Origin of the sequence: Rhizobacter sp., assembly GCF_046595475.1 — a bacterium.
Lineage (GTDB): Bacteria > Pseudomonadota > Gammaproteobacteria > Burkholderiales > Burkholderiaceae_C > Rhizobacter.
In genome coordinates this window covers 1-26,003 of the sequence record NZ_JBKJOQ010000051.1, presented here as the reverse complement: position 1 = coordinate 26,003, position 26,003 = coordinate 1, and the positions used below count along the sequence as shown (strand labels likewise).

Here is a 26,003-nt window from a genome sequence, read left to right as displayed (position 1 = left end):
TGGGTCCGGTCGGCGAAGTGGCGGTACAGCGCGGTCGCCCGGGTCAGGTCGAGCCCATCCGAGAACACCAGCCGCTTGGTGTGGGCGTCGATGCGCAACCGCGTGTAGTGGGCGAGTGCCTTCTCGCCCCAGACCACCGGGTCGCCCGAGTCGTGGCGCAGGCCGTCGAAAAGCTTGGCGAAGTAAAGGTCGAAATCGGCGAGAAAGGCGTCCATGCCGACCACGTCGGTGAGCGCCACACCCAGGTCGCCGCGGTACTCCTGCACCCAGTCTTCTAGCGCGGCTTTCTGAAAGTCTCGCAGGCGCACACCGAAACTTTGGTAGGCCTGCAGGTACTCGTGCGCCATGGTGCCTATGGGCACCAAGCCGAGCGTGCGCGCCAGGTGTACGTTGGACGTGCCCTTGAAGAACTGCGGCGCACCGTCGCGCAGCGTGCGCACCACTTCTTCTTGCCAGGCACCGCTGTAGCGGCGGCGCACGCCAAAGTCGAAAAACTCGAACGGGCTGGCACGCGCCGGCTCGGCGCCAAAGGCTTGCAGCTGCGCCAGCTTGGCTTGCAGGCGGGCGCGGCCTTCCTTCAGCGCGGCTGCGGCGTCGAAGCGACGGAAGTACAGCTCGTTGACGATGGCCAGCACATAGATCTCGAAGCCCATCACGTGCACCTGCGGGCCTTCGGCCACGATCTCCAGCTGCTCGCCGGTCGCAGCCGCGCGAATGAAGCGGCGCTGGAAGCGAAAGATGCGCAGAAAGTCGACAAAGTCGGGCTTGATGAAGCGCAGGCCGCCCAGGTAGGCCAGCTCGTCTTCTCGAAACGACAAGCTGCACAGATGGTCGAGCTGCGCGTTGACCTCGGCCAGCAGCTCGGCCAGCGGGTAAGCCGGCGTGTTGCGGCAGACGAAGCGGTACTCGGCCTGCGCTTGCGGGTGGCCATGCAGCAGGGTCTGCCACATGGTGAATTTGTAGAGGTCGGTTTCGAGCAGGTGCTGGATGACGGGGGTCATGGTGTGTGCCTTCGGTTCAGCGGGCCACGTTGGCCTTGATCTCGGCCAGCAGGTCGGCGGTGGTGGCCAGTTGCACACCACGCTGCGCCATGTCGGCCAGAAAAGCTTCGTGCTGCGCCTGGAAGCCGCCCACCGGGCTCATGCAGTCGGTGAGCAGCACGATGCGCTCGGGTCGGCCGCCAGGCAGGTGGGCCACGATGTCTTCGGTGGTGGCCTTCACGCAGTGGCTGCTGGCCTCGCCGGCGATCACCAGCAGGTCGGCGCGGTCGAGTGCGGCGAGCAAAGGGCGGTTGAGCAGGGTGTCGGCGTCGCCCTCATCGGGCACCTCGGCCTGTAGCGCGCTGTAGTGCTCGGTCCAGGTGTTGGCGCCCTTGGCCACCTTGCGCACCACCTTGAGCTGCTGTGTTTCCCACACGTTGTAGGCGTTGCGCACGTCGGCGTGTACGTTGTGGCCCCAGCTGCCGATCTCGCAGTGCACCGGCCACACCATCAGCGTGTAGCGGCCGCGAGCGTCGAGCGCATCGAGGTAGGCCAAGGCGCGCGGCAAGGCGGCAGGGTCTCGCGGCAAGAACTCACCGGCGCGCACCTGCTGGGCCTTGATGGCGGTGAAGGGTGCGACCGCACTGCCATCACCCTTGTGCCAAAACGTGGGGTGGGCGATGTGCAGGCGGTTGTGCGAGTCGAGCGTGATGGTGATGTCGCTCCAGCTCGCCGCGGTGTCGCGCATGAAGGCGGCCAGGCGCTGCATGTCGGCATGCGCGCCAGCCACGGGCAAGGTGGGCGAGACGCGCTGGCCCGTGAGCGGGTCTGCAGGGCGGTAAGCCTCGGGCAGGTCGCAGAAGTCGTTCTGCGGGTCGATGATCAACAGCTGGATCTGGCGCTTCATGGTCTTGCTCTCCTTCAATGAGGCTTCAGTGTAACCAAGTAAGGTGTACTGTGCAACTTGCATCGTTGCCCATCGTCTGCGCTGGCGGTCGAAAAGCGTTCAGGCGAGTGCCTGCGCGTGGTGGGCCAGATGGTCAGCGATGAAGGTCGAGATGAAGTAATAGCCGTGGTCATAACCCGCATGCCGGCGCAGCGTGAGCGGCTGGCCGGCGGCGGCGCAGGCTTCTTCCAAACGATGCGGGTGCAGCTGCTCGGCCAGAAACTTGTCGGCCAGGCCTTGGTCCACCAACAGGTGCGGCGCCTTGGCCCCCCCGCGGATCAGCTCGCAGGCATCGTGCTGTGCCCACAGCGTGCGGTCGGCGCCGAGGTAGCCGCTGAACGCCTTCACACCCCACGGGCAATGCAGGGGCGCAGCAATAGGCGCAAAGGCCGAGACACTTTGGTAGAGCCCCGGGTTCTTCAGCGCCAGCGTCAACGCGCCGTGCCCGCCCATCGAATGCCCGAACAGGCCGACGCGGTCGGCGCGCGCGGCAAACTTCTGCAATACCAAGGCACGCAGCTCTTGCGCGATGTAGCTGCCCATGCGCCAGTACCGGGCCCATGGCGCTTGCGTCGCATCGAGGTAGAACCCCGCGGCGGTGCCGAAATCCCAGGCGGCGTCGGCGCCCTCGACGCCGGTACCGCGCGGACTGGTGTCGGGGGTGACCAACATCAGGCCGTGCTCGGCGGCGTGGCGCTGCGCGCCGGCCTTGATGGCGAAGGTCTCTTCGTTGCAGGTGAGCCCGGCCAGGTAGAACAGCACCGGCACCGGCCCGGCCTTCGCCTGCGGCGGCACGAAGACGCCGAACTTCATCGGCTGGCGGGTCTGCGACGACTCGTGCAGGTAGAAGCCTTGCACTCCGCCGAAGCAGGCGTGCTCGCTGAGCATCATCATCAGTACATCACCACGGAGCGAATCGACTCCCCGCTCTTCATCAGATCGAACCCCTTGTTGATGTCTTCGAGCTTCAAGCGGTGGGTGATCAGCTCATCAATGCGGATCTTGCCGTCCATGTACCAGTCAACGATCTTGGGCACGTCGGTGCGGCCGCGTGCGCCACCGAAGGCCGAGCCTTCCCACTTGCGCCCGGTCACGAGTTGGAAGGGTCGGGTGCTGATCTCGGCGCCGGCCTCGGCCACACCGATGATGATGCTGCGGCCCCAGCCCTTGTGCGTGCACTCCAGCGCCTGGCGCATGAGCTTGGTATTGCCCACGCACTCGAAGCTGTAGTCGGCGCCACCGTCGGTGAGCTGCTGAATCGCATCGACCACGTTCTCGGTGTCTTTCGGGTTGATGAAGTGCGTCATGCCGAACTGCCGCGCCATGGCTTCGCGCTCGGGGTTCAGATCGACGCCAATGATCTTGTCGGCTCCCACCATCTTGGCGCCCTGGATCACGTTGAGCCCGATGCCACCCAGGCCAAACACCACCACGTTGGCGCCGGCCTCGACTTTGGCGGTGAACAGCACCGCGCCCACGCCTGTCGTGACGCCGCAGCCGATGTAGCAGATGGTGTCGAAGGGCGCATCCTTGCGCACCTTGGCCACCGCGATCTCGGGCACCACGATGTAGTTGCTGAAGGTGCTGGTGCCCATGTAATGGAGCAGCGGTTTGCCGTTCAGCGAGAAGCGGCTGGTCGCATCGGGCATCAGGCCCTTGCCCTGGGTGCCACGGATCTGTTGGCACAGGTTGGTCTTGCGCGAGAGGCAAAACTTGCACTGCCTGCACTCGGGCGTGTAGAGCGGGATCACGTGGTCGTCTTTGCGCAAGGTGGTCACGCCAGGCCCGACATCCACCACCACGCCCGCACCTTCATGGCCCAGGATGGCGGGAAACAGGCCTTCAGGGTCGGCGCCCGAGAGCGTGTAGTAGTCGGTGTGGCAAATGCCAGTCGCCTTCACTTCGATCAGCACCTCGCCGGCCTTGGGGCCTTCGAGGTCGACGGTTTCGATGGTCAGGGCTTGGCCAGCTTTCCAGGCCACGGCGGCGCGCGTTTTCATGGGGTGAAGCTCCGAAGTGTGCAGGGGGAAGCGCGCACCTTACCGCGTTCGGCACCTGTCGTGCTGCATGGCGAAACGCATGAAACCACTGGCCGCACGCACGTGCCTTTGCACGCGTATATTGCGCTGCGCCCCACCCCACGGAGACACCCCATGAGCACTCGCGGCACCATGACCCAGATGACCATGCCCGACGGCGCCTCCATCGGCGTCTACCAGGTGCAGCCGCCAGGCGAGCGCAAGGGCGGCCTGGTGCTGATCCAGGAAATCTTCGGCGTGACCGAGCACATCAAGGAGCAGGCCGACCGCTACGCCGACCAGGGCTACGAGGTCTTGGCGCCGGCCTTGTATGACCGCGAAGCGCCGGGTCTGCAGGCGAGCTACGAGCCTGAAGACATGCAAAAGGCCATCAAGATTGCCCGCGAGCTGCACCCCTTCGCGCTGTCCGTCACCGACACCCAGGTCTGCATCAATACCCTCAAGGGCAAAGGCCCGGTCTTCATCACCGGCTACTGCTATGGCGGCACCGTCACCTGGGCTGCCGCCTGCCGGCTTGAAGGCCTGGCCGCGGCCTCGGGCTACTACGGCGGGCAGATCCCGGCGATGGTGAAAGACACACCCAAGTGCCCGACCATCTTGCACTTCGGCCGCCACGACGCCAGCATCCCGATGGAAGGCGTGGAAAAGGTGCAGGCCGCCCACCCCGACGTGCCGGTGTATGTGTACGAGGCCGGCCACGGTTTTAACTCCGACCGCCGCAAAGATTTCCACGCCGAAAGCGCACGGCTGGCCTTCGAGCGCACGCTGTCCCTGTTTGACTCCGCACGCTGACACGATGGCTTTCGCCGACAACCTCGGGCAGCTCGCCCCCATCACCCACCTCGCCGGTCTGCAACTGGCCGATGAGCAGGGCGACATCGTGGCCACGCTTGCGAACAAACCGGGCCAGGCCGGCTCGGTGGCGGTGTATGCGGCGCTCGCCCAGCGCTTTGGCGCCATCACGGTGCAGGCCGCGCACGAAGGGCTGGCGCTGTACGCCGAGCACACCGCCGATGCGCGCGCCCACCCCGGCAAGCACCCCAACATCGACCGCCTGCTGGCGCTCATCGAAACGGGCAGCCGTTACGCCGTCAAGCTTTTGCCTAGCTGATTTCGCAGCAACCTCACGCCGTGCAAACATCGCGCGGCTCTGCTACCTTCCGCTCCCTGAAAACGCCCGAGGAGACAACCGCATGAGCGATTTACACGACCGCCTGCGCGCCCTGTCACCGGGGGTGCTGTCCGGCATGCGCCGTGGCCTGGAAAAAGAAAGCCTGCGCGCGCAGCCGAGTGGTGCACTGGCACTCACGCCCCACCCCGCTGGCATGGGCTCTGCGCTCACCCACCCGCACATCACCACCGACTTCAGCGAGTCGCAGATCGAGCTGGTCACCCGCGTGCACCTGAGCATCGAGGCCTGCCTTGAAGAGCTGACGCAAATCCATCAGGCGACTTACCACGCCCTGCGCGAAGCCGGCGACGAGATGCTGTGGGTGTCTAGCATGCCCTGCGACATGCCGACCGACGAGACGATACCCATAGGCCGCTACGGCAACTCGAACGTGGGCCGCGCCAAGAGCGTCTACCGCATGGGCTTGGCCCACCGCTATGGCCGGCGCATGCAGACCATCTCGGGCATCCACTACAACTGGTCGCTGCCCGATGCATCTGACGACGCCTACTTCGGGCTGATACGCAACTTCCGCCGTCATTCCTTCCTGCTGCTGTACCTCTTCGGCGCCTCGCCGGCGGTGGGTGCGAGCTTCGTGGCCGGCCGCCAGCACGAGCTGCAACCCTTGGCCGAGCAGACGCTGTACATGCCCCACGGCACCTCGCTGCGCATGGGCCGCCTGGGCTACCAGAGCGATGCGCAGGCCACGCTGGCGGTCAGCTACAACAGCCTCGCCAGCTACGGTGCTTCGCTGCAAGACGCGCTCACGCGGCCCTACCCAGCCTATGCAGCGGTGGGCATACACAACCCCGGCGGCGAGTACAACCAGCTCGCCACCAGCCTGCTGCAGATCGAGAACGAGTTCTACGGCACCATCCGCCCCAAGCGCGTGATCTTCCCTGGTGAGCGACCGCTGCACGCCCTGCGCGAGCGCGGTGTCGAATACGTCGAAGTGCGGTTGATGGACCTGAACCCCTTCGTGCCCATCGGCATCACCGCCGACACCATGCGCTTTCTTGACATCTTCTTGTTGCACTGCCTGCTGTCAGACAGCCCGCCCGACACGCCCGACGAGATTGCCGCCATCGGCCGCAACCAGCATCGCACCGCGGCACGCGGGCGCGAACCGGGCCTGAAGCTTGAGCGCGGTGACCAAGAGGTGACGCTGGTCGAATGGGGTGCGCAGCTGACCGCCGCCTGCGCGCCCATCGCCGCAGCACTTGACGCCACCTACGGCGGCGGCCACTACCAGGCCGCGCTGAGCAACGCACAGGCCACGCTGGCCGATGCCAGCATGACGCCTTCGGCGCGCGTGCTCGCGGCCATGGCGCAAGACTTCGGCAACTCGTTCCTGCGCTTCACGCAGGCGCAAAGCCGGCAGACCCAAGCGCAGCTGCTGGCACGGCCCTTCACGCCCGCGATGCAGGGGCACTTTCAAGAGATGGCGCGCACGTCTCTCGAGGCCCAGCAAGCAACCGAAGCCGCCGACACCATGCCCTTCGAGATCTACCGCCAGCAGTATTTGTCGCCGCAACGACTGGGCATGTAGGCCGCCGCTCACCTCCTCGGTCTGCGGCACCGGCTGACACGCACAAATCCGAAAAGCCGTGCTTTGTCCGCACACATCGGCCCATAACTTCTCACACATCCCGCTCCAATGGAGGGCATGTGGAAGCAGATCTTCACTGCAGGAATGTGCGTTTGGGCCGGAGTGGCGCAAGCCGATGCCGGGCTCACCGCGACCGAGACCCGCTGGCTCCAGCTGAGCTGGCCCGCCGTCGCTTATGCACGAGCACAGGGCCTGCCGCTCGACATCGTCGTACAGCCCCAGCCCACCCCAGGCCAGGCGCCGCTGGCCATGGCCTACATAGACGGGCGCTGCAAGCTGGTGCTCTCGATGCGCGGCAACCCCGACGCCCAGGCCACGCTCGATGACATTCCCCCCGCGCTGCTGACCCCGGTGGTTGAAGCGATGGCCGCCCACGAGCTAGGCCACTGCTGGCGCTACGTGCGCGGCGCGTGGCACACCGTGCCGGCCGGCTTTGCCACGGCAGGTAAGGCTTCTGAGCCCTCTGACAAGCTGCTTGCCGAGCAGCTGCGCGAGATGCAGCAGACGCGCCGTGAAGAAGGCTATGCCGACTTGGTCGGCCTGGCCTGGACGGCGCAGCAACATCCCGAGCGCTATGCCCAGGTGCACGCATGGCTGATGAAATTTCGCGACGAGCAGGCCCTGCCCGGCAGCCACCATGACACCGTCGCCTGGGTGCGCCTGGCGCCGCGGCCGCAGGCTTTTGGCGGCAGTGCCTCCAGCCTCTTCGACCAGGCCTGGCCGCTGTGGCAGCAAGGTTTGCGCGCCGGCGAATGAGCCAACCCGCGTAGGTTGACGCCCTCGGGCGAAGAGCAAGAGCGCAGCGATCGCTAGCCGCCACGCACTTATCGGTCAGCGCAGGTGCAAATTGGCCCCGCCGAAGAGGCCGATCAAGCCGATGGCAATCAGGTAGATGGCCACGATGTAGTTGAGCAGCTTGGGCATGACCAGGATCAAGATCCCAGCCAAGAGCGAGATGAGCGGGGTGAGGCTGAGCTGTAGGTTCATGGTGCGCAGGAGTCAATGGAGCCGGGTAGGCGGGAAACGGATGCTACCGGGTGGCGGCGTCCAGTGCATACTGGTCTTTTCCGCTCTTACCCACGTCATGGCCTCAACGCAAATTTTCAGGCACCAGGACTACGAACTCGTCTGCGGCGCCAAAGCCGTCGACAGCGGAAAGTTTGCGCCGACTCTGGTTGTTTCCAAGCAGGTCTGGCCTACCCGCCCGCGGGTAATCGCCTTGCAGCGGGCTGATTACCTGACGGAAGACAGCGCAATTGACGCGGCCTACAGCCAGGGCGTGGAGTGGGTGACGAACTTCGGTTAGGGCTTACACGTCGATGTTGGAGGCCCGCAACGCGTTGGCCTCGATGAATTCCCGACGCGGCTCTACCTCGTCCCCCATCAGCATGGTGAACACCCGATCGGCCTCAATCGCGTCGTCGATCTGCACCTTGAGCAGGCGGCGCACGTTCGGGTCCATGGTCGTTTCCCACAGCTGGGCCGGGTTCATCTCGCCCAGGCCCTTGTAGCGCTGGCGGCCCACAGCCGATTCGGCTTGCGTGAGCAGCCAAGCCATGGCTTGGCGGAAGTCACCTACCTTGGCTTCTTTCTGCTTCTCGCCTTCGCCGCGCTTGACGACGGCCTCGGCGCTGACCAAGCCCTTGAAGGTGAGGCCTGCGGTGCTGAGGGCATCGTAATCGGCGCCGTGCACGAAGTCGGCGGTGATCACACTGCTTTTCACGTTGCCGTGGTGCATGCGGCTGATGCGCAAGATGTGCTTGTCGGTGCGCGCGTCGAACTCGGCTGTGACTTCGGCGTTGTGCAAGGCGCCCTTCAAAGCGGTTGCCGAGGCCTCAGCGGCTTCTAGCGTGTCGAGGTCGAGTGCCAGGCCGTTGGCCATGGCGCGCAGGCCTTCCACGTCCATCCAGTTGCTCAGACGGTCGACCACGTTGTTGGCCACCACGTATTGACGGGCCAGCGTTTCCAGCGTTTCGCCTTGCAGGATCGCGCCACCCCTACCCGTTTCGAGCTTGGCGTCTTTGAGCGCCACCTTGAGCAGGTAGGCATCGAGCTCATGGCCGTCTTTGAGGTACTGCTCTTCCTTGCCAAGCTTCACCTTGTAGAGCGGCGGCTGGGCGATGTAGATGTGGCCGCGCTCCACGATCTCGGGCATTTGCCGGTAGAAGAAGGTGAGCAGCAGGGTGCGGATGTGCGCGCCGTCTACGTCGGCGTCGGTCATGATGATGATGCGGTGGTAGCGCAGCTTGTCGAGGTTGTATTCCTCGGTGCCTATGCTGGTGCCCAGAGCGGTGATCAGCGTGACGATTTCATTGCTGCTGAGCAGGCGCTCGAAGCGGGCACGCTCCACATTCAAGATCTTGCCGCGCAAGGGCAGGATCGCCTGGAACTTGCGGTCGCGACCTTGCTTGGCCGAGCCGCCGGCGGAGTCGCCCTCGACGATGTAGATCTCGCACAACGCGGGGTCTTTTTCCTGGCAGTCGGCCAGCTTGCCGGGCAGACCCATGCCGTCGAGCACGCCTTTTCGACGCGTCATTTCCCGAGCCTTGCGTGCAGCCTCACGGGCGCGAGCCGCCTCCACAATCTTGCCGCAGATGATCTTGGCGTCGATCGGGTGCTCGAGCAGGTACTCGCTGAGGGCGCGGCTCACCACGTCTTCTACCGGGCCGCGCACTTCGCTGCTCACCAGCTTGTCTTTGGTCTGGCTGGAGAACTTGGGCTCGGGCACCTTCACACTCAGCACGCAGCACAAGCCTTCGCGCATGTCGTCGCCCGTGACTTCGACCTTGGCCTTTTTGGCGAACTCGTTGTCTTCGATGTACTTGTTGATGACGCGTGTCATCGCGGCGCGCAGACCGGTCAGGTGGGTGCCACCATCACGCTGCGGGATGTTGTTGGTGAAGCACAGCACGTTTTCGCTGTAGCCGTCGTTCCACTGCATGGCCACGTCAGTGGTGATGGTCGTGCCTTGGTCACTGTTCTTCTCGCCCATGGCACCGAAGACGGTGGGGTGCAGCACCTTTTTGCCGGTGTTGATGAATTCGACGAAGCCTTTCACGCCGCCGGCAAAGGCAAAGGTGTCTTCCTTGTTGTTGCGCTCATCGACCAGGCGGATCTTCACGCCGTTGTTGAGGAAGCTCAGCTCGCGCAGCTTCTTGGCGATGATGTCGTAGTGAAAATCAATGTTGGAGAAAATTTCCAGGTCGGGCAAGAAGTGCACCTCGGTGCCGCGCTTTTCGGTGTCACCAATCACCTTCATGGGTGACACCTCGAAGCCATCACGCTGCTCCAGCTGGCGCTCTTGCGGTATGCCTTGCTTGAACTCCATGAAATGCGTCTTGCCATCGCGGCGCACCGTGAGGCGCAGCCACTTCGACAGACCATTCACGCAGCTCACACCCACGCCGTGCAGGCCGCCCGAAACTTTGTAGCTGTTCTGGTTGAACTTGCCGCCAGCGTGCAGCTCGGTCAGCGCAATCTCGGCAGCACTGCGCTTGGGCTCGTGCTTGTCGTCCATCTTCACACCGGTGGGGATGCCGCGGCCGTTGTCAGTGACGCTGATGGAGTTGTCGGAATGGATGGTGACGACGATGTCGTCGCAATGGCCCGCCAGCGATTCGTCGATGGAGTTGTCGACCACCTCGAACACCAGGTGGTGCAGGCCCGTGCCGTCTGAGGTGTCACCGATGTACATGCCGGGGCGTTTGCGCACCGCCTCCAGGCCTTCCAGGATCTGGATGCTGCCTTCGCCATAAGCGGCGCTCTGGGCGGCATCTTCAACGGCCTTGGCGGCCTTTTTTGCGTCGTCGTCGGGGAGGTTTTGCAGGTCACTCATCGCGGTTTCGGGCTCACTGTGTGGGGTTCGCAGCAGGAACTGCGGGCCCCTTCAAAACGCTGAAGCGGGCCGGCGGCCCGCTTGGTACTTAAGGTCGGAGGCGACGCGCTAAATGCGCATCGGCATCACGACGTACTTGAAACCGGCTTGCTCAGGCACGGTGATCAAGACGCTGGAGTTGGTGTCTTGCAGCTCGAGCTTGACCATCTCGACGCTCATGTTGGCCAGCGCATCCATCAGGTAGGTGACGTTAAAGCCGATCTCAATCGCGTCGCCGCCGTAATCGATCTCGAGCTCTTCTTTCGCCTCTTCCTGCTCGGCATTGCTTGATGCAATGCGCAAGGTGCCGGGCTCGATGTTGACGCGCACGCCCTTGAACTTCTCGCTGGTGAGAATGGCGGCGCGCTGGAGACTGGCCAACAGCGGTGCACGGCCCAGCGTCACAGTGTTCTTGTGGTTCTTCGGGATCACGCGGTTGTAGTCGGGGAACTTGCCTTCGACCAGCTTGGTCACGAACTCCATTCCACTGAAGCTGAACTTGGCCTGGTTGCCGGCAAAGCGCATTTCGATGGCGCTGTCGCCGCTTTCCTTTTCGTCCTTCAGCAACCGCTGCAGCTCAAGCACCGTCTTGCGCGGCAAGATGACCTCTTGCTTGGGAATTTCGACATCGAGCGTGGCCTGCGCCAGCGCCAGGCGGTGGCCGTCGGTTGCGACCAGCGTCAAGCTCTTGCCTTCGGCCACGAACAAAATGCCGTTGAGGTAGTAGCGGATGTCATGCACCGCCATCGCGAAGTGCACCTGGTTGATCAGCAGCTTGAGCGTCTTTTGCGGCACGCTGAACATAGGGCCGAAATCAGCGGCCTCTTGCACCAGCGGGAAATCGTCGCTCGGCAGTGTCTGCAGTGTGAAGCGGCTCTTGCCACCTTGCAGCGTCAGCTTGCTCTGGTTGGCGCTGAGGCTCACGACCTGGTCGGCCGGTAGCGACCGCAGGATGTCGATCAGCTTGCGCGCACCCACCGTGGTGCTGAAGTTAGTGGCGTCGCCATCGAGCTCGGCCACGGTGCGCACCTGGATCTCAAGGTCGCTGGTCGTGAACTCAATCTGCGAGCCGGTCTTGCGGATCAGCACGTTGGCCAGGATGGGCAAGGTGTGCCGGCGCTCGACGATGCCAGCGACAGCTTGCAAAGCGCTCAGTACTTTTTCTTGTGCTGCCTTCAAGACAATCATGTGAACCTCTTAATTTAGTCGTATTAGTAGAGGACGACGTTTTCTGTGGAGAACGCCATTTTCCCCTTTTCCATCAACCGCTTATCTTGCCGTGAACCCTGTGCGCGAATGAGCCAGAAACCCGGGAGCCACAGACAACAACTTTGAACAAGTGATGAAGGCTGTGGACAGCTTGCAAGTTGTCATGAAGTTGTCCCCAGGCTTGTGACTTGACATGTTGCGCGTCAACCCTTGAGGGTTTGCTCCAACACGTGCAGCTGTTGGTTGAGCTCGGTGTTCTTCTGCCGCTCGGCGGCAATCTTGCGCACCGCATGCAGCACCGTGGTGTGGTCGCGCCCACCGAAGAGCTCGCCGATCTCGGGCAGGCTCTTCTGCGTCATTTCCTTGGCGATGTACATGGCGATCTGGCGCGGCCGTGCAATGCTGGCCGGGCGCTTCTTGCTGTACATGTCGGCCACCTTGATCTTGTAGAAGTCGGCCACAGTCTTCTGGATGTTTTCCACCCCAACCTGGCGGTTTTGGATCGACAACAGGTCTTTCAGCGCCTCACGGGCGAGCTGGATGTTGATGTCTTTCTGCGAGAAGCGGGAGTAGGCCAGGATCTTGCGCAGCGCGCCTTCGAGCTCACGCACATTGGCACGCACGTTCTTGGCGACGAAGAAGGCCACGTCTTCGGGCATGGGCGTGCCCTCGAGGTCGGCCTTGCGCATCAGGATGGCCACGCGCATCTCCAGCTCGGGTGGCTCTATGGCCACCGTAAGGCCGGCGTCAAAGCGCGAGGTGAGGCGCTCGTCGATGTCCACCAACCCCTTGGGGTAGGTGTCGCTGGTCATGATGATGTGGGCCTTCTTGGCCAGCAATGCTTCGAAGGCGTTGAAGAACTCTTCTTGCGTGCGTTCCTTGCCGGCGAAGAACTGCACGTCGTCGATCAGCAGCAGGTCGAGCTGGTGGTATTTGGCCTTGAGCTCGTCGAAGGTCTTGCGCTGGTAGTTTTTCACCACGTCGGTGATGAACTGCTCAGCATGCAGGTAAAGCACGCGGGCATCGCTGCGGTCGGCCAGCAGGGCGTTGCCCACCGCATGCACGAGGTGGGTCTTGCCCAGGCCCACGCCGCCATAGATGAACAAAGGGTTGTACATCTGGCCAGGGGCGCCCGCCACATGCAGCGCAGCGGTGCGGGCCATCTGGTTGGCGCGGCCGGGCACGAGGGTGTCGAAGGTCAGGGCCGGGTTCAGGCGATGGCGCGGCAGGTTCGCAGCGTTGGTGTCGCCCGACAGACGCGCCGAGGTGGGTGAGTTCGGCGACGAGCCGTTGCTGTGGCCGTTTCCATGGCCATTCAGCGCATGGGCCAGCGGTACAGCGCCGCTGGCGCGAACGGGCATGGTGGGCACGCGAATGGTCGTGGCATCGCGTGCGGCGAGCGTCAGGTCTAGCCGCACCGGTTTGCCGGCCAGCTCGCTCAGCACCGCCTCGATGCGGCTGGCGTACTGGTTGCGGATCCAGTCGAGCTTGAATCGGTTGGGCACACGCAGAGACGCCACCGCCCCGTCGCTGCCTTCGTCGGTGACGTCGGCGGCAGGCAGGGGGCGGATCCAGGTGTTGAATTGTTGTTCGGGCAACTCCGCGGCGAGTCGTTCGCAGCCACGTTGCCAGAGATCAGCGCTCATATTGTGGAAAAGTCTTCTTGGAGCGGCGGGATTCTACGTCGCCACCGATGGGAAAGACGCGGTTATCCACAGTTTTGAGGAATGGGTCAATCCCCGTGCGCAGGCGCATGCTGCCGTGCAACTCTTTGACTTTGCAGGGGGTTTTTGGTGTAATAGTGGGTTTCCCGGAGCCCTTTCGGGGACGCTGCTCATTGCAGTGGACAGCAGACCGACAGGAAAGCGGCGGGGACGCCAGCCTCCGTTCAGCAGGATAGATCATGAAACGCACTTACCAAGCCTCCAAGACCCGCCGCGCCCGCACCCACGGCTTCCTCGTCCGCATGAAGACCCGCGGTGGTCGCGCCGTGATCAACGCACGCCGCGCCAAGGGCCGCAAGCGCCTGGCCGTCTGAGGCCGGCGCCGCAGCGCCTTCCCGGCCGCGCCGTGATCGGTCGCATCGTGCGATCCGTCGATTTCGAACGCGTGCTGGGCGCTCCCATCCGAGCCCGCAGCGCTCACTTCGCGGTGCACTATCTCGAAGCTCGCCCGAGCCTGCCTGCAAAGCCTCGCCCAAAGGCGCTTTTCTCGGAGTTGTCAACAGGCCAGGCACCTGAACCGGGCATGGCTGTGGATGACTCTGATCCAGGAGCCTGTTGGTTGGGGGCCGTGGTGCCCAAGCGCCATGCGCGCCGCGCCGTGACGCGCACCTTGCTCAAGCGGCAAATTCGCAGCATCGCCGTGGCCCAGCCCGGCTTGGCACATGGCCTGTGGGTGGTGCGGCTGCGCTCGCCGTTCGACCGTACCGCCTTTCCAAGTGCTGCGTCTGATGCCTTGCGTGCCTGCGCCGGCCTAGAGCTGGCGGGTGTGTTGGCCGATGCGGCCCGCCGCGTGGCGCGCTGATCGCCACCCGACTGCACCGCACGATGCTCCGCTTGCTTGTGTCTCTGCCCCGGCGATTACTGATCGCCGTGGTGCGGGCTTACCGCTTCTTTCTCAGTCCCTGGCTGGGCAGTGCCTGCCGCTTCGAGCCCACTTGTTCGGCCTATGCCCTGCAGGCCTTGCAGCAGCATGGTGCGGCGGCGGGCAGCTACCTCACCCTGCGCCGCCTGGCGCGTTGCCACCCCTGGTGCGAAGGCGGGCACGACCCGGTGCCTGCGTCGCCGGGCGATCTGTTCTCTCACCTTTCCCCCTCTCGCGAAAAGACTTCCTCATGACCGATATGCGCCGCACCCTGCTGTGGGTGGTGTTCTTGATGTCGCTGGTTCTCCTCTGGGATGGCTGGAACAAATACAACGGCCACCCGTCGATGTTCAGCCCGACGCCGGTGAGCAGCAAGCCGGCAACGGCACTTGGTTCGACCGCCTCGTCATCCTCCGCGCAGACTTCAGGGGTGGCCGGCACAGCCGAGGCGGCTGGGACGCCCATCGCGTCTGAAAAAATCACGGTGGCAACCGATTTGCTGAAAGCAACGCTCGACAGCAAGGGCGGGGATCTCGTTCGCTTGGAGTTGCTCCAACAACAAGAAAAGCACGAAACAGGGGTCATGGATCGCCTGTTCGAGTTGCTCAAAGGCGGCGCCAGCAAAGATCAAGCCGCGCAGCCAACCAAGAACGTTGTGCTTTTCGATCAGACGAGCGATGGAGACTACATCGCACAGACGGGCCTGTGGCCCACTGCCCAGGGGCGCGGTGCCAGCCAATTGCCGGAGCATCACACCTTGATGCGCGTAATGCCGGGTGAGCGTGAATTGAAGGGCGACGCCAAACAGCTGCAGGTGCGTTTTGAGTCACCTGTGAGCGGGGGTGTCAGATTGGCCAAGACCTACACGTTCACTCGTGGCGACTATGTTGTCGACGTGAAGCACGAGGTGACCAATGACGCCGGTGTGGCGCTGAGCCCAGGCCTCTACTTGCGCTTGTTGCGGCATGGGCACGCTGTTTCTGGTGGAACGAGCCTGGACAGCACGTTCACCGGGCCAGCGATTTACACAGACGCCGCCAAGTTCCAGAAGATCGAGTTCAAGGACATCGACAAGGACAAAGCTGAATTCAACAAGACCGCCGACAACGGCTGGGTCGCAATGGTTCAGCACTATTTCGCCTCGGCTTGGCTTGTTGCGGGCAAACAGCCGCGGGAGTTTTCCGTGGGCAAAGTGGAAGGCTCCAACAACGAATACTCGGTGGGCATGTTTCTACCGCTGGGTGAAATTTCACCGGGGGCGACCAAGACGCTGGACGCCAAACTCTTTGCAGGCCCGGAAGAAGACAAGCGACTGAAAGCGCTGAGCGACGTGGCCCCAAATCTCGATCTGGTGAGAGATTACGGGCGGCTGACCATACTGGCGACGCCGTTGTTTTGGCTCTTGACGCAAATCCATACCTTGTTGGGCAACTGGGGCTGGTCCATCGTCGCGCTGGTGGTGCTATTGCGCATTGCCTTCTACTGGCTCAATGTCAGCGCCTACCGCTCTATGGCCAAGATGAAGGCCATCAACCCCAAGGTCATGGAGATGCGCGAACGGTTGAAAGACAAGCCGCAGCAGATGCAGCAAGAGATGATGCGCATCTACCGCGAAGAAAAGGTCAACCCGCTGGGTGGCTGCCTGCCCATCCTCGTGCAAATGCCCTTCTTCATCGCCCTTTACGGCACGCTGTTGTCCAGCGTTGAAATGCGAAACGCGCCCTGGATAGGCTGGATCACCGACCTCTCGGCCAAAGACCCATATTTCATCTTGCCGCTCTTGATGACGGCGTCGAGTCTGCTTCAGACCTGGCTCAACCCCACGCCGCCAGACCCCATGCAGGCCCGCATGATGTGGATCATGCCGCTGGTGTTCTCGGTGATGTTCTTCGGGTTCCCGGCCGGGCTGGTGCTGTACTGGTTGACCAACAACATCCTCGCGATTGCCCAGCAGTGGGTCATCAACAAGCAGTTAGGCGTGCTCGGCAAATAGGCATCGCGCAGCGGCTCGCCGACAATCGCCGGCACCATGCTGCCGCGCCACCACCAGCCCATTGTTGCCATCGCCACCGCGGCTGGCCGCGGCGCGGTGGGCATTGTTCGCGCCTCGGGGCGCGACCTGCATTTGCTGATAGCGGCCGTCTGCGGCCAGACGCTGAAACCGCGCCATGCGAGCTACCTGCCGTTCGTGGACGCGCAAGGCCAGCCCATCGACGTGGGGCTGGCCATCCATTTCCCCGGCCCGCACTCGTACACCGGTGAAGACGTGCTCGAGCTGCAGGCCCACGGCGGCACGGTGGTGTTGCAGCTGCTGCTCGCGCGCTGCCTCGAAGCCGGCCAGGGCCTTGGCCTGCGCCTCGCCGAACCCGGCGAGTTCACCGAGCGCGCTTACCTCAACGACAAGCTCGATCTGGCGCAAGCCGAAGCGGTGAGCGATCTGATCGACGCCAGCACCGAAGCCGCCGCACGCTCGGCCAGCCGCTCGCTCACCGGGGCCTTCTCCAGCGAGATCGACGGCCTGCGCGGGCGCCTGGTCAAGCTGCGCATGCTGGTCGAGGCAACGCTCGATTTCCCCGAAGAAGACATCGACTTTCTGCAGAAGGCCGACGCGCGTGGCCAGCTCGACACCATCGCCACTCAGGTCGACACCGTGCTCGACCGTGCACGCCAGGGGGCCTTGCTGCGCGAAGGCATACAGGTGGTGCTGGCCGGACAGCCGAATGTGGGCAAGAGCTCGCTGCTGAATGCGTTGGCGGGCGCTGAGCTCGCCATCGTCACGCCGATTCCCGGCACCACGCGCGACAAGGTCAGCCAGACCATCCAGATCGAAGGCGTGCCGCTGCATGTGATCGACACGGCCGGGCTGCGTGAGGCCGGCGATGAGGTCGAGCGCATCGGCATTGCCCGCAGCTGGGACGAAATCGCCCGTGCCGATGCCGTGCTGTTCCTGCACGACCTCACGCGCTGGGGCGAGGCGGCTTACGAAACCGGCGAAGCGCTGATTGCGCAACGCCTGGCACCGTTGGGCGAGCGCGTGCTGCACGTGTTCAACAAAAGCGACCTCGCCTCAGCGGTGACCGCGCCAGGCCTTGTCTTGTCTGCCACAACGGGCTCGGGCCTCGCTGATTTGCGGCAGACCTTGTTGAGGCTCGCCGGCTGGCACGCTCAGCCCGAAGGCCTTTTCATCGCACGGGCGCGCCACGTGCACGCCTTGCAGCGCACGCGCGCGCACCTGCATGCCGCGCAAGCCCAGGCAGCATCGCGCGAGCCCGCGCTCGACCTGCTCGCCGAAGAGCTGCGCCTGTCGCACAACGCGCTGTCCGAGATCACCGGCGAGTTCACGCCTGACGATTTGTTGGGCGAAATCTTCAGCCGCTTTTGCATTGGGAAGTAAGCCGCGCTTGGTCCCTTGCATCCACGGTTGTGGTGCACCCCCCGCGCGCCGATAATCCAGCGACGCGGGGCGTCTCAGCCCGCGCCCTCTCACTCCCCGGCCAAGACCCATCATGGACTTCAACGAACTGGTTCAAGCCATTCAGACGCTCAACACCGAAGATGCGTTTCGTGCGCGGCTCAACGCCGAGCAGTGGCGCACCATCGGCCCCTACCTCACGCAGCACGACGTGAGGGCGGGTGACTTGGTCATCAAGCAGGGCGACAGCGACCGCAGCATGTATTTCCTGGGTCGCGGCTCGCTGCAGGTGTTCATGACGGGCGGGCCCCCTGGCAGCAACCGCATCGCCATACTGCGCCCGGGCTCGGTGGTCGGCGAGCCCGGCCTTTTCATTGATGGGCCGCGTACCGCGAGCGTCGAAGCCATGGTGCCGTCCATCATCTGGGCCCTGCGCGGGCCGCGCCTGGAAGAGCTGGCGCAACGTTCCCCGGCGTTGGCCCTGGAACTGGTGCGTGCCGCGGGTGGCGTCATGGCCGCCCGCATGCGCGCCAACATGACCAAGCAGACGCCGACCACCTGACGGCAGTAGCGGTTCAAGACACGGGAGTGTCGCTTTCAGCCAGGTGTTGCTGCGCGTTCCAACAAGCAGAACAACGTGTCCCCTACGTGACTCGGTGTAACGGGAAAGTCCGCTCGCAGGCGGGTTGAGGCCACGGCTACCCTTGGCCACGACCGTGCGCGCACGTGCGTCCGAAATCAAACATCTGGAGATATACACATGCAGTTCCATACATCCATGCGCTTGGCAACTCTGGCCGGCAGCATCCTTTTGGCCTCGTGCGGGGGCAGCGACAACCCTGCCCCCGCGCCGGCGCCTGAAGAAACACGCGCCCAGGACACGCGCACCTTCACCGCCACTGCCGCGACCACCTTTGCGGCCATGACGCCGCTGGCCGGTGCCACGCAAGGCGCCATCGACACCCTCAACAACACCAGCCGCTGGTCGGGTGTGTTGGATGGCGCGGCCTATAACATCGAGGTGCCGCAGAACTGGAATGGTCAGCTGGTGATGTATGCGCACGGTTACCGTGGCACTGGGGCCCCGCTCACGGTCTCTAATCCGACGATCCGGCGCTACCTGATCGAAAACAACTTTGCATGGGCCGCATCGAGCTACAGCAAGAATTACTACGATGTGCGTGCCGGTGTGGAAGATACCAATGCGCTGGCCTTGGCGTTCACCCAGATCGCTACCGCCAACTCCCGGCCGCTGAGTGCGCCGAGCAAGATTTTCATCACCGGCCACTCGATGGGTGGTCACATCACCGCGGCAGCCATTGAAGACGAGGCCTACGCCACGGCGCGCCACAAGGTGCGCTACAGCGGCGCGGTGCCCATGTGCGGCGTGGTGGGCGACACCGAGCTGTTCGACACCTTTGGTGCTATCCAAGTCGCAGCGCAGACGGTGGCCGGCCTGCCAAGCTACCCGACCGCCAAGTGGTCGGAAATCGCGCCGCTCGTCACGAGCACGCTGTTCGCTACCTTCCCCAGTCCGGTCACGCCGAGCGCGCAGATCACGATGACGACAACCGGCCAGAACTTCAAGGCCGTGCTGAAGAACCTCACCGGTGGCGCCCGGCCGCTGTTTGACCAAGGCCTGCAGTTTGGGGGCAGCTTTGCCTCGGCCTATGGCGCACTCGGTGGAGACGGCACCATCTCCGGCATCCTGAACAAGCAAGGCATCGACACCAACGCCTTCACCTACAAGATTGACGGAGATGCCACCGCTTCGGCGGCCATCAATACGCTGGCACTCAAGCAAACCGCTGCAGCCGATGCCAACCGGCTGCGTACCGACGGCCTGCGCTGGATTCCCAAGGCCAATGGCGAATTCAAGATTCCGGTGGTTTCCATCCACACGCTGGGCGACTTGTTCGTGCCCTTCAGCATGGAGCAGATCTACCAGAAACGCGTGGCCGCCAAAGGCAACAGCGCTTACCTGGTGCAGCGTGCCATCCGTGGGGCGAGTCATTGCGACTTCACCAATGCCGAGCAGGTTGCCGCCTTTGACGCGATGATCCAATGGGAGGCTCACGGCGCCGCTTCCAAGCCGGCGGGCGACGATGTGGTGACCGCAGCGACGGTGGCCGCATCCAGCTACGGTTGCACCTTCACTGTCAACACGCTCGGCCAAGACGACGCCGGCGGCACCGCCAGTCTGCTGCGCCCCACCGTGGCCGCGGTGGCGCCCTGCCCTTGAGGCTAGGCGATATTTCTTAAGATGTTCCAAGGGGCCTTCGGGCCCCTTTTTTATGCCGCCGCTAAAGGCTCCCGAGCAGCTTGCCTTCAGCGAGCGAGAGGGCTTCCGGCAAGCCTGACAACACCAAGGTGTCACCGGCCCTTAGCACCAGTGCGTCTTCCGGCTTGGTCACGGCGCCGCTCGCGCGCCGCACCGACACCACCGTCACCCCTACCGCATGCAGCGCCAGGTTGGCCAGAGGCTGGCCGAGGCTCGCCGCCGCGGGTGGCAGGCTCACGCTGCGAAGGCGTGCCTGCTGCAGGTCGTCGACGGTGTCGTCGTCGGCGCCGTGAAAGTAGCCGCGCAGCAGGCTGTATCGCGCATCGCGCTGGTCTTGCACCACGCGGATCACGCGACGCATCGGCACGCCCACCAGCGCGAGCGCATGGCTGGCCAGCATCAGCGAGCCTTCAATGGCTTCGGGCACCACCTCGGTGGCGCCGGCAGCCTGCAGGCGCTCGATGTCAGAGTCGTCGATGGTGCGCACCACCACCGGGACCTTGGGCGCGTGTTCCTGCACCAGGTGCAGGATCTTCAGTGCCGAGGGTGTGTCGTGGTAGCTGACCACCACCGCGCTCGCGCGCGCCAGGCCGGCGGCCATCAGGCTCTGCAGGCGCGCGGCGTCGCCGAACACCACGCTCTGCCCGGCGGCAGCAGCCTGCCGCACGCGGTCAGGGTCAAGGTCAAGCGCCATGTAGGGGATGCGCTCACCATCGAGCAGGCGCGCCAGGTTTTGCCCGCTGCGGCCATAGCCGGCAATGATGATGTGGGCCTCGGTGTTGATGGCGCGCTTGGCGATCGAGGTCATGGCCACCGATTGCATCAGCCAGTCGTTGGCCGACAGGCGCATCACGATGCGGTTGCTGTACATCACGATGAACGGCGTGGCCAGCATCGACAGCACCATGCTCGCGAGCACCGGGCTTTGCAGATAGGGGGGCAACAGGTTTTCTTGGGTGGCCAGGGTCAGCAACACGAAGCCGAACTCGCCCGCCTGCGCCAGGTAGAGGCCGGTGCGCAAGGCCACGCCGGTGGCGGCGCCAAAGAGCTTGGCCAGCGCGGCCACCAGCACGAACTTGAAGACCACCGGCACCATGCTCAGCACCAGCACCAGCGGCCACTGCGCGAGAATGATCTCGCCATCGAGCTTCATGCCGATGGTGATGAAGAACAGGCCCAGCAGCACATCATGGAAGGGCCGGATGTCGGTCTCCACCTGGTGCTTGTATTCGGTCTCGGCGATCAGCATGCCGGCCACGAACGCACCCAGCGCGAGAGACAGGCCCGCGTGCTCCGTCAGCCAGCTCAGGCCCAGCGTGACCAGCAGCAGGTTGAGGATGAACAGCTCTTCGCTCTTGCGCCGCGCCACCAGCGTGAGCCACCAGCGCATCACGCGCTGACCGCCCACCAGCAGCACCGTGATCAGGGCCGCCGCCTTCAGCGACGCGAACGCGAGTTCTCGCAGCAGCGCTTCAGGCGAAGACCCCAGGGCCGGGATCAGCACCAGCAGCGGCACCACGGCCAGATCTTGAAACAACAGCACGCCCATCACGCGGCGCCCGTGCTCGCTCTCTAACTCCAGGCGCTCGGCCATCAGTTTGACCACGATGGCGGTGCTGCTCATGGCCAGCGCCCCACCCAATGCCACGGCGCTTTGCCAGCTCAAGCCCCAGCTGCGCCCGGCCAGGCTGAAGACCCAGGCCAAGCCGGCATTGCCGAGCACGGCCACCAGGATGGTGACCGTGACCTGGCTCAGCCCGAGGCCGAACACCAGGTTGCGCATGCTTTTGAGCTTGGGTAGGTTGAACTCGAGCCCGATGACGAACATCAGGAACACCACGCCGAACTCGGCCAGGTAGGTGACGCCGGACGAGTCTTTCGCCAGCGCCAGTGCATTCGGGCCGATCAGCACTCCCACGGCGAGGTAGCCCAGCATGGGCGGCAGGCGCAGCGAGCGGCACACCACGACACCGGCCACCGCGGCGATCAAGTACAGCAAGACGAGTTCGAGGGTGGAGACCATGGACAAGCGCGTCGAGCGCAAGCGGCGTGCCTACAATCGCCGCATCCTACTGGACGATCCCCCTCGGACGATCCGCGACGTGTCCTCCAAACTTCCCCGCACCACCCCCTTCGATGCCGAGCGCGCGCTGCAGCTCGCGCGCGATACCTTCGACATCGAAGCCAAGGCCTTGCTGGGCTTGAAGGCGCGCCAGGGGCCCGAGTTTGCGCATGCGGTGAAGGCCATGCTGGGCTGCAGCGGCCGCGTGGTGGTGATGGGCATGGGCAAGAGCGGCCATGTAAGCCGCAAGATTGCCGCCACGCTCGCCTCCACCGGCACGCCGGCCATGTTCGTACACCCCGCCGAAGCGAGCCACGGCGACCTGGGCATGGTGACGCGCGGCGATGTGGTGTTGGCCATTTCAAACTCCGGCGAGGTCGACGAGCTCACCGCCATCCTTCCCGCGCTCAAGCGCTTGGGTGTGACCCTGGTGGCCATGACCGGTCGCCCCGACTCCACGCTTGCGCAGCACGCTGACATCACGCTCAACAGTGCCGTCGACGAAGAAGCCTGCCCACTCAAACTGGCGCCCACAGCCAGCACCACCGCCCAGATGGCGCTAGGCGATGCGCTCGCCGTGGCGCTGCTCGATGCACGCGGCTTCCGCGAAGAAGACTTTGCGCGCTCGCACCCTGGTGGCAGCCTGGGCCGCAAGCTGCTCACCCACGTGCGCGACGTGATGCGCAGCGGCGAGCTGGTGCCCAGCGTGACCACCGACACGCCCTTCGTCGAAATGATGCGCGAGATGACCAAGAAGGGCCTGGGCGCCACGGCCATCACCGACCCGCAAGGCCACGTCAAAGGCATCTTCACCGACGGCGACTTGCGCCGTTGCGTGGAGCAAGGGCGCGACCTGCGCAGCCTGGTGGCGGCCGACGTGATGTACACCCACCCCCGCACCATCCGCCCCGACGTGCTCGCGGTGGAGGCGGCCGACCTGATGGAAGCGCACCGCATCACCAGCGTGCTGGTCGTCGACGCGCAAGGCAAGCTCGTGGGGGCGCTCAACTCCAACGATCTGATGCGCACGAAGGTCATCTGATGCGGCCGATCACGCCGGTGCTCAGCTTCGCACCCGAGTTGCTGCTGCAGGCGCAAGCCGTGCGTGCTGCCATCTTCGATGTCGACGGCGTGCTCACCGATGGGCGCATCTACCTGAGCGAGCGCGGTGAAGAGTTCAAGGCCTTCAGCACGCTCGACGGCCACGGCCTGAAGCTGTTGGCACAAGGCGGCATCACCCCCATCGTCATCACCGGCCGCGACTCGCCGGCCGTGCGCCGCCGCGTGGCCGACCTCGGCATCGCGCATGCGGTCTACGGCGCGCAAGACAAGCTTGCTGCAGCCGTTGACCTGCTGGCGCAACTGCAGCTCGGCTGGGATGCGATCGCCGCCATGGGCGACGACTGGCCCGACCTGCCCTTGATGGCACGCGCCGCGTTCGCCTGCGCTCCCGCCAACGCGCATGCGGAAGTCAAAGCGGTCGCCCACCACGTCACCACCGCGCCTGGTGGCTACGGCGCAGCGCGTGAGTGCTGCGACCTGCTGCTCACCGCCCATGGCCGCTATGCACTGCTGCTGCGCAGCCACCTCGTGACGCTCGATGGACGTTCCTGAAGTCCTCGGCCTCGAAGATCCCGCGGTGCTGGCCGCCCCGGCCGCGCCATCGGCGGCCCACCGCGGGAAGCAGCCGTGGCGCTGGCGCGTGCTGGAAGTGGTGTCGTCTTACCTGCCGCTGCTGCTGATGACGGTGCTTGCGCTTGGCACTTGGTGGCTGGTGAAGAACACGCCGCTCGCCGGCGAGGCCCGCGCAGCCGTGCCGCTGCAGCATGAGCCCGACTACGAGATGCGCAACTTTGCCGTGCAGCGTTTCACGCCGCAAGGGCCGCTGCGCGCGCAGATCGAAGGCGACTTGCTGCGCCACTTCCCAGACACCGACACGGTCGAGATCGACAACGTGCGACTGCGCGCCGTCGGCCCCGATGGCCGCGTGACGTTGGCCACCGCGCGCCGCGCCATTGCCAACGGTGCCGCCACCGAAGTGCAGCTGCTCGGCGGCGCCGAAGTCGTGCGTGTAGCCATGGGCAACGAAGAGGCGATCAACTTCCGCAGCGAGTTTTTGCATGCCTTCCTCGACACCGAGCGCGTGCGCTCGCACCTGCCGGTGACCGTCACGCGCGGTGCGACCGAGGTGCGGGCCGATGGCATGGAGTACAGCCACCTCGACCGGCTGATCAAGTTAGGCGGGCACATGCGCGCGAGCTTTTTGCCCAAGGCCAAACCATGACCTCGCCCTTGCTCTTCGTCACCGGCGCTTCCAGCGGCATCGGCCAGGCGCTGGCCTTGCGCTTCTACCGTGCAGGCTACCGCCTCGCGCTGGTGGCGCGCCGCGCGGGCGAAGTGCAAGCCTGGGCGCAGGCAAACAATCTCGATGCAGCCCGCTACGCCGTCTACGGAGCCGACGTGCGCGACATCACCAGCATCACTGGTGCCGGCCAGGCCTGCATTGCCGCGCAAGGCCTGCCCGATGTGGTCATCGCCAATGCCGGGATCAGCATCGGCATGAACACCGCGGTGCTCGAAGACATCGAGGTCATGCGCCTCACCTACGAGACCAACAACATTGGCCTGGCCGCCACATTCCAGCCCTTCGCCGCGCCGATGCGTGCGCGCCGCTCGGGCACGCTGGTAGGCATCGCAAGCGTGGCCGGCATCCGCGGCCTGCCCGGGCACGGGGCCTATTGCTCCAGCAAGGCTGCCGTCATCGCCTACTGCGAAAGCCTGCGCGGCGAGATGAGGTCAAGCGGCGTGAAGGTCGTGACCCTCGGCCCCGGCTACGTCGCCACGCCGCTCACCAGCAAAAACCGCTACAGCATGCCCTTCCTGATGCAGGCCGACGTGTTTGCCGACAAAGCCTTCAACGCCATCACCCGCGGGGTGAGCTACCGCGTGATCCCGTGGCAGATGGGCATCGTCGCCAAGTTGCTGCGGGCACTGCCCAATGCACTCTTCGACCGGGTGCTGTCGGGCCGGCCACGCAAGCACCGACAAGGCGAGTGACGCCTCACGCGTCACGCCACATCACCCCGTTCGGCGGCTTGCGCCGTAGAAAGAGGCATCCCCTGTCCTCCGGAGTTCCCATGCGAAACCTCGTCGCCCTCACTTTGTTGTCAGCGTTGCTGCTCGTGGCCTGCGGCCAGCAGCGCGATCAAATGACCAACGTTTCCGCTGATGCACGCCAGCGGATGTCGGCCGCGCCTGCCGCACCGTTCGCAGGGCTGGCGCAATCGGCTGGGGCTGCCCCACAAGAGACACTGCAGCGCCGCTATCTCGCTGTGAGCCACGTTTTGAGCATTCAGACAGAGGCCGATGCCGTGGAGACCTGGGCTGGCCGGGCACTCTGGTGGCGTCGGCACGCGATGCGTGCCGCGAAACGCGAGGGCCTGTGAGCAAGCGCCCATGAAAAAAGCGGTGGGTGCTTTCGCACTCACCGCCTTTGCATTGAAGCCCGCCTCAGAGAAGCGGGCTAGCAGCTGCGCAGATCAGTAGCCGCCGCGGCCACCGCCGCTGCTGCCGCCACCGCCGTAGCCGCCGCCACCACCGCCGCTGCGGCTGCCACCACCGCCGCCGAAGCCGCCCGGACGCTCTTCGCGCGGACGGGCTTCATTGACCACCAGCGGACGGCCGTCGAGGGCCTGGCCGTTCATGCCGTTGATGGCCGCTTGCGCTTCCGCGTCCGAACCCATCTCGACAAAGCCGAAGCCCTTCGAGCGGCCGGTTTCGCGGTCCATCATGACCTTGGCCGAAGTGACAGTGCCGAACTGTCCGAATGCCGCT

At 64.6% G+C, this 26,003-nt stretch carries 26 protein-coding genes and 1 pseudogene; 17 read left to right on the top strand and 10 right to left on the bottom strand.

Annotated features, from left to right (window positions below):
- The 4 genes from pncB to AC30QB_RS10085 all read right to left on the bottom strand — a co-directional run.
- On the bottom strand, window positions 1-1,001 hold a 1,001-nt coding region (pncB, locus tag AC30QB_RS10100), incomplete at its 3' end, for a nicotinate phosphoribosyltransferase (protein WP_489546084.1).
- Between the two features lie 16 nt (window positions 1,002-1,017).
- Window positions 1,018-1,887, bottom strand: coding sequence for a cysteine hydrolase family protein (locus tag AC30QB_RS10095; RefSeq protein WP_489546083.1), 870 nt, complete (start codon window positions 1,885-1,887; stop codon window positions 1,018-1,020).
- Window positions 1,888-1,986: 99 nt separating this feature from the next.
- Window positions 1,987-2,820: an S-formylglutathione hydrolase gene (gene fghA / locus AC30QB_RS10090; RefSeq protein WP_489546082.1), complete on the bottom strand. Its 834-nt coding sequence runs from the start codon at window positions 2,818-2,820 to the stop codon at window positions 1,987-1,989.
- A complete protein-coding gene (locus AC30QB_RS10085; RefSeq protein WP_489546081.1) occupies window positions 2,820-3,926 on the bottom strand; it encodes an S-(hydroxymethyl)glutathione dehydrogenase/class III alcohol dehydrogenase in 1,107 nt (368 codons plus the stop codon). Before AC30QB_RS10085 ends, fghA begins: the two co-directional genes overlap by 1 nt.
- Window positions 3,927-4,079: 153 nt before the next feature.
- On the opposite strand from AC30QB_RS10085, the gene AC30QB_RS10080 reads away from it, so the two are divergent.
- From AC30QB_RS10080 to AC30QB_RS10065, 4 genes are all read left to right on the top strand, one after another.
- Window positions 4,080-4,757 carry a dienelactone hydrolase family protein gene (locus AC30QB_RS10080; protein ID WP_489546080.1) on the top strand — a complete coding sequence of 226 codons (678 nt, stop codon included), beginning with the start codon at window positions 4,080-4,082 and terminating at the stop codon, window positions 4,755-4,757.
- 4 nt (window positions 4,758-4,761) lie between these two features.
- Window positions 4,762-5,076: a DUF2322 family protein gene (locus AC30QB_RS10075; protein ID WP_489546079.1), complete on the top strand. Its 315-nt coding sequence runs from the start codon at window positions 4,762-4,764 to the stop codon at window positions 5,074-5,076.
- A gap of 82 nt (window positions 5,077-5,158) precedes the next feature.
- A complete protein-coding gene (gene gshA, locus AC30QB_RS10070; protein WP_489546078.1) occupies window positions 5,159-6,685 on the top strand; it encodes a glutamate--cysteine ligase in 1,527 nt (508 codons plus the stop codon).
- A gap of 117 nt (window positions 6,686-6,802) precedes the next feature.
- Window positions 6,803-7,501: a hypothetical protein gene (locus AC30QB_RS10065; RefSeq protein ID WP_489546077.1), complete on the top strand. Its 699-nt coding sequence runs from the start codon at window positions 6,803-6,805 to the stop codon at window positions 7,499-7,501.
- A 75-nt stretch (window positions 7,502-7,576) separates the two neighbouring features.
- Here AC30QB_RS10065 and AC30QB_RS10060 read toward each other — a convergent pair whose 3' ends face one another.
- Window positions 7,577-7,732: a DUF3096 domain-containing protein gene (locus AC30QB_RS10060; protein WP_489546076.1), complete on the bottom strand. Its 156-nt coding sequence runs from the start codon at window positions 7,730-7,732 to the stop codon at window positions 7,577-7,579.
- A gap of 97 nt (window positions 7,733-7,829) precedes the next feature.
- Here AC30QB_RS10060 and AC30QB_RS10055 point away from each other — a divergent pair, with 97 nt between their 5' ends.
- Entirely contained in the window at window positions 7,830-8,051 is a 222-nt protein-coding gene (locus tag AC30QB_RS10055) for a hypothetical protein (RefSeq protein ID WP_489546075.1), read from the top strand.
- Window positions 8,052-8,054: 3 nt separating this feature from the next.
- Here AC30QB_RS10055 and gyrB read toward each other — a convergent pair whose 3' ends face one another.
- The 3 genes from gyrB to dnaA form a co-directional block, all read right to left on the bottom strand.
- Window positions 8,055-10,580, bottom strand: coding sequence for a DNA topoisomerase (ATP-hydrolyzing) subunit B (gene gyrB, locus AC30QB_RS10050; protein ID WP_489546074.1), 2,526 nt, complete (start codon window positions 10,578-10,580; stop codon window positions 8,055-8,057).
- A gap of 108 nt (window positions 10,581-10,688) precedes the next feature.
- Complete coding sequence (dnaN, locus tag AC30QB_RS10045) at window positions 10,689-11,807, bottom strand: DNA polymerase III subunit beta (protein ID WP_489546073.1); 1,119 nt, start codon at window positions 11,805-11,807, stop codon at window positions 10,689-10,691.
- 224 nt (window positions 11,808-12,031) lie between these two features.
- On the bottom strand, window positions 12,032-13,474 hold the full coding sequence (gene dnaA, locus AC30QB_RS10040) for a chromosomal replication initiator protein DnaA (protein ID WP_489546072.1): 1,443 nt from the start codon (window positions 13,472-13,474) through the stop codon (window positions 12,032-12,034).
- A gap of 257 nt (window positions 13,475-13,731) precedes the next feature.
- On the opposite strand from dnaA, the gene rpmH reads away from it, so the two are divergent.
- From rpmH to AC30QB_RS10005, 7 genes are all read left to right on the top strand, one after another.
- On the top strand, window positions 13,732-13,866 hold the full coding sequence (gene rpmH / locus AC30QB_RS10035) for a 50S ribosomal protein L34 (RefSeq protein WP_047486751.1): 135 nt from the start codon (window positions 13,732-13,734) through the stop codon (window positions 13,864-13,866).
- A 32-nt stretch (window positions 13,867-13,898) separates the two neighbouring features.
- The gene (locus AC30QB_RS10030) at window positions 13,899-14,354 is read left to right on the top strand and encodes a ribonuclease P protein component (RefSeq protein WP_489546071.1); all 456 of its coding nucleotides are present in this window, start codon (window positions 13,899-13,901) and stop codon (window positions 14,352-14,354) included.
- 23 nt (window positions 14,355-14,377) lie between these two features.
- The gene (yidD, locus tag AC30QB_RS10025) at window positions 14,378-14,668 is read left to right on the top strand and encodes a membrane protein insertion efficiency factor YidD (protein ID WP_489546070.1); all 291 of its coding nucleotides are present in this window, start codon (window positions 14,378-14,380) and stop codon (window positions 14,666-14,668) included.
- Complete coding sequence (gene yidC, locus AC30QB_RS10020) at window positions 14,665-16,407, top strand: membrane protein insertase YidC (RefSeq protein WP_489546069.1); 1,743 nt, start codon at window positions 14,665-14,667, stop codon at window positions 16,405-16,407. The genes yidD and yidC overlap by 4 nt, the downstream gene beginning before the upstream one ends.
- Window positions 16,408-16,443: 36 nt before the next feature.
- Complete coding sequence (mnmE, locus tag AC30QB_RS10015) at window positions 16,444-17,808, top strand: tRNA uridine-5-carboxymethylaminomethyl(34) synthesis GTPase MnmE (RefSeq protein WP_489546068.1); 1,365 nt, start codon at window positions 16,444-16,446, stop codon at window positions 17,806-17,808.
- Window positions 17,809-17,920: 112 nt separating this feature from the next.
- Window positions 17,921-18,388, top strand: a complete 468-nt coding sequence (locus tag AC30QB_RS10010) for a cyclic nucleotide-binding domain-containing protein (protein ID WP_489546067.1) — start codon at window positions 17,921-17,923, stop codon at window positions 18,386-18,388.
- Between the two features lie 198 nt (window positions 18,389-18,586).
- Complete coding sequence (locus AC30QB_RS10005) at window positions 18,587-20,068, top strand: alpha/beta hydrolase family protein (protein ID WP_489546066.1); 1,482 nt, start codon at window positions 18,587-18,589, stop codon at window positions 20,066-20,068.
- Between the two features lie 61 nt (window positions 20,069-20,129).
- Here AC30QB_RS10005 and AC30QB_RS10000 read toward each other — a convergent pair whose 3' ends face one another.
- Window positions 20,130-22,130 (bottom strand): monovalent cation:proton antiporter family protein, encoded by a 2,001-nt coding sequence (locus tag AC30QB_RS10000; RefSeq protein ID WP_489546065.1) that lies wholly within the window; start codon window positions 22,128-22,130, stop codon window positions 20,130-20,132.
- Window positions 22,131-22,209: 79 nt separating this feature from the next.
- Here AC30QB_RS10000 and AC30QB_RS09995 point away from each other — a divergent pair, with 79 nt between their 5' ends.
- The 5 genes from AC30QB_RS09995 to AC30QB_RS09975 all read left to right on the top strand — a co-directional run bounded on the left by AC30QB_RS09995 (window position 22,210) and on the right by AC30QB_RS09975 (window position 25,615).
- The gene (locus AC30QB_RS09995) at window positions 22,210-23,211 is read left to right on the top strand and encodes a KpsF/GutQ family sugar-phosphate isomerase (RefSeq protein WP_489546064.1); all 1,002 of its coding nucleotides are present in this window, start codon (window positions 22,210-22,212) and stop codon (window positions 23,209-23,211) included.
- On the top strand, window positions 23,211-23,783 hold the full coding sequence (locus tag AC30QB_RS09990; protein WP_489546063.1) for a KdsC family phosphatase: 573 nt from the start codon (window positions 23,211-23,213) through the stop codon (window positions 23,781-23,783). Before AC30QB_RS09995 ends, AC30QB_RS09990 begins: the two co-directional genes overlap by 1 nt.
- A complete protein-coding gene (gene lptC / locus AC30QB_RS09985) occupies window positions 23,770-24,453 on the top strand; it encodes an LPS export ABC transporter periplasmic protein LptC (RefSeq protein ID WP_489546062.1) in 684 nt (227 codons plus the stop codon). The genes AC30QB_RS09990 and lptC overlap by 14 nt, the downstream gene beginning before the upstream one ends.
- Window positions 24,450-25,226, top strand: a complete 777-nt coding sequence (locus AC30QB_RS09980; protein ID WP_489546061.1) for an SDR family oxidoreductase — start codon at window positions 24,450-24,452, stop codon at window positions 25,224-25,226. Before lptC ends, AC30QB_RS09980 begins: the two co-directional genes overlap by 4 nt.
- Before the next feature lie 80 nt (window positions 25,227-25,306).
- The gene (locus AC30QB_RS09975; RefSeq protein ID WP_489546060.1) at window positions 25,307-25,615 is read left to right on the top strand and encodes a hypothetical protein; all 309 of its coding nucleotides are present in this window, start codon (window positions 25,307-25,309) and stop codon (window positions 25,613-25,615) included.
- 99 nt (window positions 25,616-25,714) lie between these two features.
- Here the strand turns inward: AC30QB_RS09975 and AC30QB_RS09970 are convergent.
- Window positions 25,715-26,003, bottom strand: a pseudogene (locus AC30QB_RS09970) (RNA recognition motif domain-containing protein); the annotation flags it as partial.